This is a genomic window from Paraburkholderia sp. Cy-641 (genome assembly GCF_011752945.1).
GTDB lineage: Bacteria > Pseudomonadota > Gammaproteobacteria > Burkholderiales > Burkholderiaceae > Paraburkholderia.
In genome coordinates, this window is the sequence record NZ_VWWM01000018.1 from 1 (window position 1) to 16,209 (window position 16,209).

The 16,209-nt window shown below is 54.6% G+C and carries 8 protein-coding genes and 2 pseudogenes; 4 read left to right on the forward strand and 6 right to left on the reverse strand.

The features are described from left to right. The 3 genes and pseudogenes from F3J20_RS11660 to F3J20_RS11670 all read right to left on the reverse strand — a co-directional run. Positions 1 to 133: pseudogene (locus F3J20_RS11660) on the reverse strand (dihydroxy-acid dehydratase); the annotation flags it as partial. Positions 134 to 813: 680 nt separating this feature from the next. Next, positions 814 to 2,562: an alpha/beta fold hydrolase gene (locus tag F3J20_RS11665; protein ID WP_167283403.1), complete on the reverse strand. Its 1,749-nt coding sequence runs from the start codon at positions 2,560 to 2,562 to the stop codon at positions 814 to 816. A 631-nt stretch (positions 2,563 to 3,193) separates the two neighbouring features. Further along, positions 3,194 to 4,075, reverse strand: coding sequence for an alpha/beta hydrolase (locus tag F3J20_RS11670; protein WP_167283404.1), 882 nt, complete (start codon positions 4,073 to 4,075; stop codon positions 3,194 to 3,196). Positions 4,076 to 4,611: 536 nt separating this feature from the next. Here F3J20_RS11670 and F3J20_RS11675 point away from each other — a divergent pair. The 3 genes from F3J20_RS11675 to F3J20_RS11685 all read left to right on the forward strand — a co-directional run bounded on the left by F3J20_RS11675 (position 4,612) and on the right by F3J20_RS11685 (position 10,541). Next, positions 4,612 to 5,571, forward strand: coding sequence for a LysR substrate-binding domain-containing protein (locus F3J20_RS11675; RefSeq protein ID WP_167283405.1), 960 nt, complete (start codon positions 4,612 to 4,614; stop codon positions 5,569 to 5,571). A gap of 281 nt (positions 5,572 to 5,852) precedes the next feature. Next, positions 5,853 to 9,398, forward strand: coding sequence for an indolepyruvate ferredoxin oxidoreductase family protein (locus tag F3J20_RS11680; RefSeq protein WP_240162774.1), 3,546 nt, complete (start codon positions 5,853 to 5,855; stop codon positions 9,396 to 9,398). A 243-nt stretch (positions 9,399 to 9,641) separates the two neighbouring features. Beyond that, a complete protein-coding gene (locus F3J20_RS11685) occupies positions 9,642 to 10,541 on the forward strand; it encodes an HTH-type transcriptional regulator ArgP (RefSeq protein ID WP_167283407.1) in 900 nt (299 codons plus the stop codon). Positions 10,542 to 10,547: 6 nt separating this feature from the next. Here F3J20_RS11685 and F3J20_RS11690 read toward each other — a convergent pair whose 3' ends face one another. After that, the gene (locus tag F3J20_RS11690; protein ID WP_167283408.1) at positions 10,548 to 11,786 is read right to left on the reverse strand and encodes a sodium:solute symporter; all 1,239 of its coding nucleotides are present in this window, start codon (positions 11,784 to 11,786) and stop codon (positions 10,548 to 10,550) included. Further along, entirely contained in the window at positions 11,783 to 12,730 is a 948-nt protein-coding gene (locus F3J20_RS11695) for a fatty acid desaturase (protein ID WP_167283409.1), read from the reverse strand. The genes F3J20_RS11690 and F3J20_RS11695 overlap by 4 nt, the downstream gene beginning before the upstream one ends. A 656-nt stretch (positions 12,731 to 13,386) precedes the next feature. On the opposite strand from F3J20_RS11695, the gene F3J20_RS11700 reads away from it, so the two are divergent. After that, positions 13,387 to 13,938 (forward strand): hypothetical protein, encoded by a 552-nt coding sequence (locus F3J20_RS11700; RefSeq protein ID WP_345889871.1) that lies wholly within the window; start codon positions 13,387 to 13,389, stop codon positions 13,936 to 13,938. Between the two features lie 499 nt (positions 13,939 to 14,437). Here F3J20_RS11700 and F3J20_RS11710 read toward each other — a convergent pair. Beyond that, positions 14,438 to 16,116, reverse strand: a pseudogene (locus tag F3J20_RS11710) (phage integrase family protein). Positions 16,117 to 16,209: the final 93 nt, after the last annotated feature.

The following is a 16,209-nucleotide window of genomic DNA, read 5'->3' on the forward strand; positions in this document are numbered from 1 at the left end:
AGTGGCCGTTGGCGACGCCGATCATCGGCTTGTCGAAGTCCTCTTTCTGGTAGCCGAGCGCGTAGTACATCGAGCGATTCGGCGAGCGCGCTACACCTTGCGTGATGTTTTTCGAACGACGGTTGTAGGACATGGAGAACTCCATCCGGTGTGTTTAAATCTTTGCGTCTAGTTCGACTCAGCTTTAGTCGGATTCGGGCGCGTCGGATAAAAATGCAGTGTTAAAAAAATACCCAGTATTGGCCATCAGTAACCTATGGACTCTGGACGGGAACCTCATGTGTGCATGAGTAGGGGCGACGAAGAATCATCACTTGTTCGAGCTTGTCGCTGGCGTTCGGCGGACACCTGAATCGAAACGAGCTTTTGCTAATCGAACAGCGTCGTAAAAGGTTTCTTCTGTCGATAAGTGCCTGTGGTCTACGCTTACCAACCAGCCCGCTGCAGCTTTGCACCAACGCAGCCGTCCCTCTTCGAACAGTTCACAGAACCATCGCCAGAGCTGCGCGTCGTCCGCGTTCGCAATTCTCGCTGCTTCTTGGCGGGTCGCCTCGAATGATGAATTCGGTAATGCTGCCATGACAGGCTCCAATCGTCAGATAGAATCCAAATGTTGTCGAACGGTAACGGCATTGCGGCGGTAGATTGCCTGATCGATCCCCGCTAATAGTAGTAAACCTGAACAAAGGGCTGTTTCGGGGATCTGCTACCAGCGCATGCATGAGTGACTGTCGACGATCCTCTGCAGGTGACTCCAAAGTCCTGGGTTCGGACAGCACACTCTTAGATCGGGGGGCTTCAGCTCAGATGCAGTCAGATTTTTTCTTTTGCATAGCGCCCAGGTGCCGGCTCAATAACTGGGCGCTTATCGCTACCTAATTTATTTGGCGCCTTTATCTGCTTCCCGGAGTATTTCTCCAGCCACATTGCATGATGTGGCCACCAGCTTCCCTGCAGTGAGCGAGCACTGGCGAACCAATCATCAGCGCTTCCTTCCAGATTGCCATCGATCCAGTAGCTTCGTTTATTCTTCGAAACAGGATTGATAGGCCCAGTAATATGGCCGCCTGCTCCGAGTACGAACTGAACATTCTCGGAAAGATGTTTGATGCCCTCATAGCCAGATTTCCACGGCACCAAATGGTCTTCACTGGCATTGAAAATATAGATTGGCAACTGTATGTTGTTGAGATCGATAGCCTCTCCACAGACAGTTAGGGCGTGTGGCTGGATGAGTTTGTTGTCGGAATAGAAGTCTCGAAGATAAGAGGCAAACATCGGTCCCGGCAAATTGCTATCATCGCTGTTCCAGTAGAAGAGATCGAATGCATTTGGCGTCTTGCCCTTCAGATAATTGCTGATTACGAATGACCATATAAGATCATTTGCTCGTAAACTCGCAAAAACGCGCGAAAGCTCTTTTCCAGAAACAATTCCACCGTGAGCCAGGGTTTTTAGTCGGAGCTCGGAAATGAAGCGACCCAGATAGACGCCAATTTCCCCTGGATCAGAGTAGTCCAGCATCGCGATGAGCTGCGTCATGCTGCTTGCCGGTGATTCTCCTTTGGAAGCCAGTGCAGATAACGCGCAAGCTAGAAGCGTGCCACCCACGCAGTAACCTACCGTATTGACCTTTTGCTGGCCAGTGATTTCTCGTGCAACATCAATGGCCGTAATGACACCCTTCTCGACATAATCATCCCAGGTAAGGTTTTGTAGAGCAGGAATAGTGCTGCGCCATGAGACGATAAACACGGTGTAGCCACGGGACACATAATATCGAACAAAGGAACCTTCCGGTGATAAGTCCAGAATATAAAATTTGTTGACTACGGATGGAATTATCACTAACGGAATGGCATATACGTTATCTGTGGTGGGGGAGTACTGAATCAACTGAATCAACTCATTTTCATAGACGACAGCGCCCGGTGTGTTGGCAAGGTTTCTTCCTACCTCGAATGACGCCTCATCTGAAAGAGAGATGTAGCCTTTGGCCCAGTCTTCATACAGATTTATAAACCCTTGCACGAGACTCTGACCTTTCGTTTCCAAGGCAAGTTTGAGAACCTCTGGATTGCTAAACGCGAAGTTTGCTGGCGACATTGCATCAATGTAATGGCGTGTGAAGAACTCGACTTGACGTTTGGTTTCTTCGTCAACTTTTGAGGAAAGTACCGAGTCCAGCAACGATTGGGATGTAAGAAGATAGGCTCGCTTGAGGTAGTCAAAAAGCGGATAGTCCTGCCACTCTGAGCCGGAGAAACGTCGATCACCGTTTTCGGATTGAATAACCGGAGCGTTGAGACCAGGCGTCCATAGGTCAGTCAAGAGTTTCCAGTGCTTCGCAAGTAGATCGCCATGTATTTTCGCCAACTGGGTTGCGTCAGCCTTTGCACAAGTCTGCATGAAAAGCAATGCATCTGCGGTAGGGTCGCTACCCATCAGATCCGAATACAGGTTCGTACCTTGTAATTCGGCCGTTGGGGGCTTTTCAGGCGTTGGGGCAGCCGCCTGGGGTGTCTGTTCAGCAGATTCAGTGCGTTTGTTGACCGATGGCATGGATCTTCCTTTATTCTGCTCCCGGCGGCTGTGATAGCCTTGTCATCGGCTATGACCTTCGCTTGAGCTCAAGATGGTTAGCGCTGCCATTATTTCGCCGGGCGGTGCAACGGCGTGATTGCCTATAATTAGTTACCACTACCTCTAGTAATCGTCTGGTGGCAACGATTCGATTAAGTAAGATTTTTCCATACGAGGATTAATCGGCTCGACGTGAATGACAACGTCAGAGCGTCTCTGTGTGGAGACAAGGCCATTGCATAGCTCGATGTCGACTACGTAGAACCCGAAAAAATAAATACAGGTAGTGTCATTCTTCCCTAGTGTATCGATGCGTGCCGGAACTTTGGATGCTCGCTGCGCTCATTTTGAAAGAGCGCTTTTGCCATATGGCGTATGGCAAGAATGTATGGATCCCGTCAACGCGTCTGCGATTGCCGCGGAGCCGTGAGTTGATCGCTACGCTGTGCGAGGATTCCAGTGTTCGGAAGATAATGGAATATGGCTGAGCGCCCTGGAACGAGAAGAGGCGCGTGGTCTTTACTGGTCGTGGCAGAGAGTAGGGGCTGGATCCTATTGGCATTTCAGTTTGCTCAATTGACCGACAGGGTGATACAAATCAACTCATGGCTCAGTCGTTTTGCGTTAGAAATTGCTGGATGCGCCGGTAAAGATGGAAACGATTGCATTCAAGAGACATAGCGTGCGTGCCTCGTTGAAGAACTTCCAGCCGCTTGTAGGGGACTGAGATCAAACGGGAGAATAGCTCTTGAGCCATATAAAGAGGTGTATCCACATCCCACTCACCCAGTATAAGAAGCGTTGGCGCTTCGATTTCTTCTGGATTGTATGTGGGATTTCCTGTTCCCCAAGATTCGGCAATGTCAGCTAGTACTCCGTTCGGTGCCCGCAGCACGGGCAGTAACTTGCTTTCGGGGTTCGGTTCAGTGGCAGTGGTATGACTCCACCAAGCCTTCAGTTCTGCTTCAGAGCACATAGATGCAGCAGTTGCGGAATCCAACCCGCGAAACCAGCGCTGACGTGCTGTTTCAAAGGTAACCTCACGAAATGATGTAAGTGTTGATGCATACAGCGGGCCGAGCGCCGGCATCCACCAGGTCGCTAGCGGATGAGGATATTTGATCGTCCATATGGGCGCGAACATGACAAGCCGATCAACTTTTGACTTGTTGACCGCCGCGTAGCCTCCGCAGATCGCGGTCCCCCAAGACCAACCAACCAGGTTCACCCGTCGGACACCAGTTTGAGCCAGGATGTAGTCCACCGCAGCGCTCAGGTCCAGAATCGCTTCGTCGGTACGCGCATAGGGTTTTTCGTGCCAAGGACATCCCTTGCCCCTTTCCGGTCTTGACGAAAGCCCATATCCACGGATGTCGATGGCGTATGCATCACATCCTTGCATGGCGGCGAATTCTAGCCATGAGCCGCCTATGAGTGGTGTGTCAAAAGCGGATAGCCCTGAAAATGTCGCACCATGCACGAACAGCACCACAGAATCTCCTGCCGCAGTCGAGGCCAACCGCTTGTGTCGCAGGTGGATACGAACACTTGAGGGAATTGATGTTAGATAGAGATCTTCACACGTAAGATGTCGCAAAGTAATGGTGCGTGTCAATTCTTTTCCTTTTTGTTCTCGCTGGCCGTACTCCGATAATTATGAGAGCCTGTTCGGCGTGTCTTATCGTTGAGTGTAGCGGCTTGCTTAGAGAAATGGGATGCCCGAGTCGTTCGATGCTAATGAGCGGATTTGCAATAAATCTCAATGAGCGGATTTGCCATAGAAGCGTTATTTTTCTCACGATGAACTGGTTGGAGACAGCTGATCATCGGGTATCTCTTGGGTACAGAAGGGAACTTGTACACGGTATCATATGACTCGGAGTGTGAGTGACCTTATTCAACTGCCCGATGTGCTAATTTCGCGAATCCAGTCGATCTGGTACTTATCCGAGACTACCTAAGAATTAACCTATAACCGTCTACTGCTTCTTCGCGGTGGAATCTATCGGTGTATAGACCGTACAAAATATGGAACTTCGCCAGCTTAGGTATTTTGTTGCGACAGTCGATCACGGATCGATCTCTCGAGCAGCAGTGACATTGCATGTCGCCCAACCCGCGCTTAGTCACCAGATTCAGCTTCTGGAGCAGGAGCTTGGTGCGTCGTTGCTTCATAGGACTCGACAGGGTGTACTTCCCACTGATGCTGGGAAAAAATTTTATTCGCACGCACAGGCAATCTTGAAGCAGGTGCTTGATGCCAAGTCGAGCGTGGGCCAGTTGGGCACTCTCTCAGGTACGGTAGCGCTCGGGATTCCCCATAGTGTTTCCGCGCCCTTGGCGTTGCCGCTGCTGAAGGCGGTACACGCGGCGTTTCCCGACATCACATTACAGCTCACAGAAGCGTTGACTGGCAATCTTGTCGAGCCATTAAAATCCGGTCAGCTCAATCTGGCGATACTCTTCGACGACGGCCAGCTAAATGATTTCGTCGCATCGAAGTTACTTGAAGAAGAAATAATGTATATCTTCGCACCATCGTCAATGTACCGTGCAGTAGGCGAAGCGATTGACTTCGAAGTGGCACTGGAGAATAAGTTAATCCTGCCAGGAATCCAGCACGGAGTTCGGCAGTTACTGGAGGCGGAGGCGCGCGCGGCAGGTAAGTCGCTGACACAAGTGGTCGAGATAAACTCCGTAACCATCTTAAAGTCGGCATTGCTTGCAGATATTGGTGCTACGCTGGTTCCTCCGGCACCATTTTTTTCTGAACTCTACGACGGCTCCTTATGCGCTGTTCCGGTTGCAGATACTCGACTTTTCCGCACGATGACGCTTTGTTCGTCGAAAACCATTCCGCTTACCGATTCAGCTAAGGCAATCTGTGAGCTTGTCTGCACTTTGATTCGTCATTTGGGTGAGGAAGGTCACTGGCTGGGCGCTCGGGTCTGTGCCAAACCACTGGGTGCTTCGATGACGAAGAACTAGTTTCTCCGGTAGGTTTCACTACTATTTCAAAATTCTTTCAATTTATTTGGTTCGGGGAAAACACGGGGGAGCCATAGATTTTCGATATGGAAATATCGCAATGACGTATTTCCTCCGTTGTCGTATCAACAGTTAGACTCTCTCCGTGCTCTGCGGCTTATCCAGTCGCGAGAAGGCCGAAATCCACGGCCACGCGTCAATTTTTCCTTCGAGGCCATACCGGCATCCGAAGGACGAGCGCATTCAAACCTACAAGGTTCATGGAGACGAGAATGAAAGAAATGCAGGCGGCGACCCAGGATGTCGAGAACTCAAACGCAGTGGTCTTGAACACTGAGGTCACGCTGGATGACAAATACACCAGGTTCTCAGGGCGCGTATTCCTTTCGGGGGTTCAGGCTTTAGTACGCCTCCCGCTAATTCAAAAGCTGCGAGATGAAGCTGAGGGCATAAAGACCGCGGGCTTTATTTCTGGATATCGCGGGTCGCCACTCGGTGGATTCGACGAAGCACTGTGGAAAGCAAAGAAGCACCTCTCCGCAAGAGATGTCAAGTTCCAACCTGGTGTCAACGAGGATCTTGCAGCTACTGCAGTATGGGGAAGCCAACAGGTGAACCTAGTCGGTCCTTCGGCCTACGATGGCGTGTTCGCCATGTGGTACGGAAAGGGGCCTGGCGTTGATCGCTGCGGTGACGTATTCAAACATATGAACCACGCCGGAACGTCTCGGTTTGGTGGTGTTTTGCTCGTCGCTGCTGACGACCATGGCGCCTACTCGTCTACCTTGCCTCACCAGTCTGAGCACGCTTTTGCTGCTGCTATGATTCCGGTGTTGTATCCGAGCAGTGTCGACGAATACCTATCGCTTGGCCTGCATGGCTGGGCCATGTCCAGATTCTCTGGGTGCGCCGTAGGTTTCAAGGCCTTGGCCGACACTGTTGAGGCTACGGCTTCGGTTGATGCCGATCCGTTTTCTATAAAGACCATCATCCCTGCGGACTTTTACACGCCGGAAGGTGGGCTGAATGCGCGTTTGTCTTTCGATCCGCTTGGCATTCAGGCACGAAAGCAAGAGGCGTTGATGCAGGACTATAAAATCTATGCTGCGTTGGCGTACTCTCGCGCCAACAGGCTCAATCACGTCACGATAAATTCACCGAATGCCAAGCTCGGCATTATTGCGTCTGGGAAGTCCTATCTTGACGTGCTCGAGGCACTCGAGGAACTCGGTATCACTGAAAAGGACGCGCAGGATATCGGTATACGTCTCTTTAAGGTTGCGATGCCTTGGCCTCTCGAACCGGATGGCGTACGGGAATTTGCGGGCGGGCTTGAAGAAATCCTTGTTGTCGAAGAAAAACGCCAGATTGTCGAGTACCAACTCAAAGAGCAGCTTTACAACTGGCATCATGATGTCCGGCCGCGAGTGATTGGGAAGTTCGATGAGAAGGGCGAATGGGTTGCGCCGCGCGGCGAATGGCTGCTCACTTCAAAAGCAGACTTTTCTGTTGCGCAGATCGCACAAGTCATCGCAAGCAGAATTGTTAGATTCCATTCGAGCAGAGCAATTGAGGAGCGATTGAGCTTCCTTGAGGAGAAGGAGGAGGCACTCGCACGAGCATATAACGCTCCTCCTCGTCCGGCTTATTTTTGTTCCGGTTGCCCGCATAATTCCTCGACGAAGGTTCCTGACGGTAGCGTTGCGCTCGCCGGTATCGGTTGTCACGTTATGGCGACGGCGATCTACCCTGAACACAACAGAACGACTACCCATATGGGTGGGGAAGGTGCGCCGTGGATTGGACAGGCTCCTTTTTCAAAGTTGCCGCACGTGTTCGCTAATCTCGGAGACGGCACCTATTTCCACTCTGGATCGCTTGCCATTCGCGCAGCGGTCGCTGCAAAGGTGAACATCACATACAAGGTCTTATACAACGATGCTGTCGCAATGACTGGTGGTCAACCAGTTGATGGCACCATTTCGGTTGATCGAATCGCTCGCCAACTTGCTGCAGAGGGCGTGAAGCGGATCGCGGTAGTAACAGAAGACATGGACCGTTATACGTCGAAGATGGGGTTTCCCGATATAACAACGTTCAATGACCGCAAAGATCTCGATCAAATTCAACGCGAGCTTCGAGATACCGAAGGTGCAACAGTTCTGATCTACGATCAGACATGCGCGGCGGAAAAACGTCGTCGGCGTAAAAAGAAGACGTTTCCCGACCCGGACAAGCGGTTGTTCATCAACGACGCCGTTTGCGAAGGTTGTGGGGACTGCGGCGTGCAGTCGAACTGTACATCCGTCATGCCGCTGGAGACTTCCAATGGACGTAAGCGGGTCATTGACCAGTCATCTTGCAACAAGGACTTCTCGTGTGTGAATGGCTTCTGCCCGAGTTTCGTAACCGTGAAGGGGGCAAAGCTCAAGAGCAAAGTCTCGTCGACGGCGATGGGTGCTAATCTGGATTCTCAGCCGCTACCTCCGGTACAGCTACCGTCATGCCCACAACCGTACAACGTCCTGATTAACGGAATTGGTGGTACGGGGGTTATCACCATTGGGGCACTCTTAGGCATGGCCGCCCATCTGGAGGGTAAAGGCGTCTCAATCCTGGATATGACAGGCATGTCGCAGAAGAATGGCTCTGTCACGTCGCACGTGCGCTTCTCGAAGGTGCCCGGGATCATTCACGCTGCTCGCATTCCATCAGGTGAGGCCGATTTGATCCTCGGCTGTGATTTCCTTACGGCCGGCGCGCATGATGCAGTTTCGAAGATGCGCCAAGGCAGAACGACGGCGATCATCAATGAGCATCAGCAGCCGATTGGACCGTTCGCGAATCAACCGGACTGGCAATTCCCCGACGAGGAAGTGGCACAGGTCATTCGCGATGCGGTTGGCGAGCGTGCACACTTCCTGGATGCCACTGCAATCGCGACCGCACTTCTCGGTGACTCAATCGCGACAAATCTGTTTATGCTGGGATATGCATATCAGTGTGGTTGCCTGCCAGTCAGCGATGCCGCCATCACTCGTGCGATCGAATTGAACGGCGTTGCTGTCGAGTCGAACAAAAAGAGTTTCATGTGGGGCAGGCATGCGGCGGTTGATTTGAATCGCGTGAAGTCGATCGCTTTTCCGCCCAAGGTTGTGCAGGTGAATTTCCCTGTGTCTATCGATCAACAAATCGAAGAGCGCGTCAGGGAATTGACGGCATATCAGAACGCAGCGTATGCGAGCAAGTACCGTGAGCTCGTTGAGCGTGTGAGGGCGGCTGAACAACGAATTGGGAAGAATACGAGGTTGACAAGTGCCGTCGTCAAAAACTACTTCAAACTAATGGCCTATAAGGATGAGTATGAAGTGGCGCGTCTATACACGGACGGTCGCTTTATGGCGCGATTGAAGGACCAATTTGAGGGCAATCTGTCCTTGCGTTTTAATCTGGCTCCGCCTTTACTTGCAAAAAAGGACAAGAACGGGCGCTTGATCAAACGCGAATACGGCTCATGGATGTGGTACGCATTTCATTTGCTGGCTCGCCTGAAGTTTTTGAGGGGAACTGTATTTGATGTGTTCGGCTACACAGATGAACGAAAAATAGAACGTCAGCTTGTTATCGACTATCAAAATTCTGTCGAAGGCTTGCTAAAAACACTTAACGAATCAAGCTTGGAAGATGCTGTTGCGATGGCAAGTTGGCCCGAGCAGATTAGAGGGTACGGACACGTAAAAGACGCTAGGGTCGAGGAGGTTAAAGAAAAGCTGGTTGATGTTGTTCGCGAGGATCGTTCTGTGACTAAGAAGCGTTCGGTCGGCTAGGCGTGTGAGTACGCGATTGGTGGTGGCGTCTCAACACTCTGAACCTGATCTTGTATGCGTATTGGATTCCCGGAGTCGTGGCGAAACGATGAAATGGATAAATTACGCTGCTGGACGCCACTACCGATCAAATTGGCAGTCTGATTGCATTGGCTTCCCCGCATAAATTTTCTTATTTGTCTATCCCTTGAACTAATTCAGCAAGGGTCCGGGGAATCCGAGGTGAATGTGGGAGCCTGTGATATGTTGGACCGGCAGCAATTAGAGACATTTGCCACAGTTCTGGAATTCCAGCATTTCAGAAAGGCAGCGGCAGCACTCAATATTTCTCCTGGAGCGGTGTCTCAACGAATCAAGAGCCTGGAAGCGTCGGTCGGCGCGGTGTTGCTAATGCGTGAGCCGACCATTGTGCCCACACGCGCCGGTGAATCGATACTCCGATACATTATGGCGATGCGTCTGCTGGAGGACGAAACACTTGAAGTCATCAGGCCGGGCGAATTTCCTCCCGTGAACGTTGCTATTGCGGTCAACGCTGATTCGCTTGCGACATGGTTTGAGCCTGTTTCGTGGCAGCTTGCCATGCAGCATATCGGGCTGGAGATTATTGCCGACGACCAGGACCACACGCTCTCTGCCCTAGCGCGTGGTGATGTCAAGGGATGCATCTCGACACAGCCGGAGCCGCTTGTTGGTTTCAGGGCTGACCTGGTCGGTGGAATGCGCTATCGCTGTGTCGCTACGCCCGAATTTGTCGGGACATACCTACCTAGGGGCATGGCGCTGCCGGCCATTCTGGATGTTCCAGCTATTCTGTTCAACCGCAAGGATGCAATTCACGACACATTTCTTTCTACATTCTTTGGAGTGGATGTCGGGCGGTACCGGAAGCACTATTTTCCGTCGTCAACCGCATTGCTGAATGCGGTCCTGAATGGGCTGGGATACGGACTTGTGCCCGAGATGCAGATCGGATCTTTGCTGGCATCCGGAGTGCTCGTGGATCTTGCTCCGGCGAACAGTGTCCTGCTTGATCTCTACTGGCATCACTGGGAATCGGAGCCCGAGCCACTGGCGAAGATCAGTACATTGATCATGGATCACGCACACCGAAGTCTTGTCCAGGAAGTCAGTAGCAGCTGAGCGCGGCTATGATCGGATGCCGCGCTGGTTCGAGGCAAGATGCCACGCCAGAAAAGGACAGACAGATGCGAAAAGTCCTGCCGCCAGAGGCATCCAGTCTGACAAGTTGGCAATATGCACCCAGCCCGACGCCGAGACGAACAGGGAAAACACGGTACCGGAGATTATCATCGAGGCCGCACAGCGCGGCGCCATCCGGTGTCCGGTCTGATCTAGGACGAACAATATCCCGACGGCCGAGATGTAGACTGCGTTCAGCGAGATGATGGTTGAGACGATGGACTGGCCGTCTATTGCGATGGCGGAGCAGGTTGCTACGATCAGTAGTCGCCAGGTGAATGGGTGGCGGCTGACGAAGGGGTGTAAATCCATCAATGCACTGGTCATCGCACGCGTCACCGCGGTTCCCGATCCGAGTGCAGCCAGCACGATAACGCCAAGAGCAAACGGACCCGCCCGTGCGCTGCTGTGAAGCATGATCCAGGGGATCGCACTGGCGTAGTCAGTGAGACCAGACAGTTTTCCACTATGCAGTGCCGCAACCACGGTAGCGGCGGGCAGGAATCCAGCGGCGATGAGAAAGAAGCCTGCAAGGACGCAGCCAAACCAGGCATCCGCCGGTCGACGCGCCGCGATAACGAACTGCTGATAATCGGATCCTGTGATGACCAGGAATCCAATGGCGATTACGGTCGCGAGTGTTTCGGCGGGCGGGGCAGACCGCACTTCGCGGATGAACAATGGCCACGCATGAAGGTAGACCGGTAGTCCACCCGATATGACGAGAGCATGCACTAACGCCAGATTGCTGGCGAGCAGGCACACCGTGAAGATCAGGGCCGCTACACCAAGGTCAATGGACGCGAATGCCAGTAAGGCAACAGCGGTAACCAGCACTGACTGGTAGATGGTGAGTCCTGCGATCGAAAGCACGGCGATACTGCCGTGGATCTGCGCCGCTAGCACACCGGTCATCCACACGAGCGAGAGGAGGGCAACGGCCTTCCGGACCACGATGCCGTACTGGTTTCCAAGGATTTCCCATATCGGCTTGCCTGCGCGCCAGAGTTTTCGCGCGATGAGCCCGAGCGCGAACATGCCAAATGCGGTGACGATTGCGTAGAGGCTACCGGCCATGCCGTCATGAACAGCCATTTCACCTGAGCCTAGCATGAAAGCAATTCCGCAACTCGCCGATACGAGGAGCGCGGCGACACGAATGGCACCTGGCCTATGGTCGATCATATCTGTCCTTCCGAGCTCAGTTCCCATTCCCGCACAACCGCATCGGGGCCGAAGAAGTATGAATGGCATACCCTCGCTGCGCGGGAGAAACACGGCAGATCGAGCAGCCTCCTCTGCGTCTCGGGCAGACGATGATAGGGAACCGACGGCATCAGATGATGTGTGAGGTGGTAGCCATTGTTGTGTGGATGAATGACCCATCGCCATATGGCATGCGAGGAAACGTCTCGCGTATAGTTGAACACTCCGCCAGGCTGCCGACCATAGTGGTCGCAGAACTCCCTGAAGGTGGTAATCGCATGGAATACGGTGGCTCTTGCCAGTATCCACAGGTAGATAAATATGGCAGTGACGTGGGTTCCGAAGCAAAGCGTCACGACGCCCAGGACGACGATCCACCAGGCCACGATACCTGCCTTCCGCAAGAACGTTACCTGCCGGGAATGAAGGTGCCCGAAGATCGAGGCTGTCCATGTGCGCGGTGTTGCCAGGACGAGGAGATACGGCTGCCACCAGGCATCGTCGGATGCAGGAGGAACATCAATGTAGTCGGGATCGGCGCGTGGGTCACCGAGCCACGCGTGATGGCGTGCATGCGATTCACGATAGGTGGCGAGACTGTTGAAGAGCGGGGGCGCAATAAAGAGTTTCGCTAATATGTCGTTGAGTTGACGCGAGGTCGCGAGGTTACGGTGAGCGGCATCGTGAAGCAGATTGCCCAGAGCCCGCTGCCGGTTGCCGATCCATGTGATGACTACAGGAGAAAAATACCACCCGAAACGATGGAGAAGAAGCACTGCACCTGTGATGCTCAGCCAGTCGAATGCGATATCGACCGCGACCCTGAATACGTTTGGAGCGGTCATCGCTTCATGTACTGCGCTCCACCCGGAAAACGCTGAACGGACTAGATCCTGGTCCTGGATGACGGCGCGATTCGTCATGGGTAGCCTCGCCTGAAAACTAATCGTAAAAACCGTAGCGGAGGCGTGCATCCTGTTCATGTGAAACGCCGGCGCCAATCGAACTTTCATCTTAGGGAACGAGAGGCGGCTGGACCGTCTGTTCAGATAATTTGCACGATGTTCAATCGCAGGAATCGGGATGCAAGGTGGGTCGTCGTCGGGCTGACGAAGTGATTCTGTCTTGGTCGTATTGATCAGGATAACTATCAAGTGTGGAAATTTGCAAACCACGCAGTGCGTCGTTGAATCCGGGCTTGTCATGGTTTTGGGAGCGGCGTCTCTATTTCCTGTTTGCCGGAGTCGTAGACCGCAATAAATTTGTCACTGCCACCAGTGCGATGGCGCGCGGCAAAGCGGCGTCACGGTGACACTTTTATTTACCTTCGAATCGCAATAAAAGCGTCAATTCGCATAAGTCCGCATTAAATTCGTCACTTCACCTCCTAGACTTCGAATCCCGTCCGTAAGGTTCTGATCTTATGGAAAATTTCCTTAAAATCTCGGAGCCTGTCGCGCTGGCCCGGCCTCGCGGCGCTCGCCGCCTCGAGGCATTCAGTGCGAAGCTTTCGCGACGAATGATCTTTTTCCGGCGTGCGTAGCTGGATCAGTGGATTCTGCTCGAGGCAGACCCTGCGGTGATCACCTTCTGCGAGCGCCCAGGCTACGTTGTCGTTGAGGACGAGAGACGGCTCGCAGATTTCTGGGTTCGTTTTTATGATCGACAAGAGTTAGTCATCCTTAGTGATGTAAGTGCGGAAAATGCACCCGCCGGATCGCGTCACGATCTCGACGCCGCTGCCCTGCCAATCCGGACTGTTGCGTCAGCAGAGATCGCTGCAGCGCAGGCATGGATCGAAAACTGGCAGCGTATGTTGCCGTACATCGTTGCGAACCGGGATCTCATTTCCGCGGCATTGTCCCGCGCGATCGAGCGCTTTCTGGCTTACCCGCACAAACTGCTTGAGGTGGAGCGGGAGTTTGCGACTGGCGATCCCGTACTGATGCGTGCCGCGCTATTTGGCCTGCTGCACGCCGGCAAAGCATCGCGCCGGATCTGCGCACGCAGCCGCTGTCGTTGCTCACGACCTTTCTGGTCGAAGGGGCACATCCATGAATTGCGGCAAACCCGAATTGCAGGTGATCGACATCACGACCTGGCCGACCGTCGCTTACACGGAGTTCGATGATGATACCCGGCGCATTTTTGAATCGCGGATGCAGGCGGTTCTGGGTTACGCCCGAGGCGACTCGCTCGTACAGCTCGAGCAATCGACGGGAGTCGACCGACGCCAGCTCTATCGCCTCCTCCGACGGGCCCTTTCTCCCCATCCGGACGGCAGACCCTTCGGCTTTCGTGCCCTAGTCAGGTACGCAAGGATCTCCGACTACGTCAGGTTGCGTGCTGTGGTGGTGCGTGGCGAACGTGGTAGTCGCGGCACAGTAGGTGCGTTTTCCCAGCTTCTGGAACGCTACCCAACGCTTGCCGCGTGGCTGTTGCTGCAGGTGAAACAGCGCCGGGTGTCGCTTGGGCAGATAAATACGGACGGACAGGGGTGGACGCCAGGCCGGAATCCATGGATGACAGCGGAACATCGCAAGGCGTTTACACGGCAGTATTTCCAGCGGTGCCTTGGATAAGCATTTCCTGGACACGCGACGACCGGCACGGCAGCAGAGCAGATGCGTTCATGCCGAACGTCGCCGCACGAAGATCCGCTCAATCTGCCGCGTACGCTGAACTTCATCGTGATCGAGGTAGATTGAGGTGGTGGTGATCGATGCGTGTCGCAGATTGTCGCGCACGGTGGTCAGCGTGGCGCCATTGGCGAGCGCATGGGTTGCGTGGGTGTGGCGCATCCAGTGCGGCGTCGCGAGACGCAGTTTCCGGGCGAATATCGGGTCGTCGGCCTCGATGGCATCGGCCGCGGTATGGAAGAACCTGCGCAGTATTTCCCGCAGGCGCGGAGTGGTGATGGGGCCAGGGGTGTCGAGATGGCCGAACAGCGGCATGTCCGGCGCCCACCGGTTGGGGCTCACCGGCAATCCGCGTTGCATCAGGTACTGGTCGAGTGCGAAGCGCGCGAGGGGTGGCAGCACGACCTTGCCGGCTTTCGCGCCCTTGCCGGTGAGATGCAGCCACCGCTCACCGTTTGCGCCACTCCGAATGTCGCCGAGCTTGACCTCGACCAGTTCGGCCGCGCGCAGGCCCGTTGCGTAACCGAAGTCGAGCAGAAAGCGCAGGCGCTGGGCCGCGGGCGCCGCCCAGCCGTGTGACCACTCGAGGGCATCGGCGATCGTACGAAGCAGTTCCCATTCGCTGGCCGTGAAGGCGCGCGAGACATCCAGTTCGCCAGCACGCTGCGCCCCGCGTACCTTTAACCCGGCGAACGGATTCGCCAGCACGTAGCGCTGCGCGATCAGCCACCGGAACATGGCGCAAACCACGGACAGTCCATAGGCGATAGACTCCGGCGACATCGAGCCCGTGAACGGCCGCTACTCGGGGGATGATCGCGGCCGCGCTGGTCCGACCCAGCGGGCTCGCGGTGCCGGATGACGCAGAAAGGCGCGATACGCCGTCGCATCCTCGCTTGCCAGCGAAGAAAGCGCCTTGCCGCGCTCAACAATCGCCCACAGCAGTAACCGTTCCGCTTCCCGGCGATAGGCGCGCCGGGTTTCGGCCGCTTCTTGGCGTTCAAGCCAGGCGTTGATTGCCTGCCAGTCGTTACCGGCCTCGAGGGCGCACAGGTGCCGCGGCGCGCGGAAGAGGCCGGATGAACCGTCCACGTCATGCGGAACACGGATGTATTCCCAGGGTGTGAAGGGGGAGGTTGATTCCATGACGATCAAGGCACGGGCCCGCTCAGTGAGCGCGGGATGGGCGCCAAAGAAGGCTTCGATCCGGCGGGCGCTGCGTTCACCGAGACCGGGGATCGCGAGCCACCACCTCCGACGGCGCGGAACCCGTACAGTAAGGTCGGCCAACGTCTTGATGCCGTGTCGATGCAATGTGGGGATGATCCGTGGCGGCAGCCAGGTGTCGACCACATCGCTCACAGCGGTTGCGGGATCGGAACTAATGGCAGGACGTCGAGCGCGTGGCTAGCCGCGGCGCGGTAACGGGTGCGCTCGCTGGCCGCGCACTGAAATGGCTGGGCCAGATCCGCGCGATGACGGCTGAGGGCGAATCCGACCACCTGCCGACATATGTGACCGATTACGCCGCGCGCAGAATGACCGTCTTCAAGCGCCTGCGGGCAATATCGCCCGATTGTGTCACGCGCGCCGGCACCGTCGTACCACGCGCGCAGTGCGGAGAGTGAGGCGGGGCCAGGAAAAGACGGTGGCGTGGAAGCGTTCGTCATCTCCCCAGTATAGGCAACGGCACCGGGGCGCGTGACGGTCGGTGTGACGCGTTTTCCAGGCTGCGTGTTTGGGCGAAAAACGTAGCTATATCG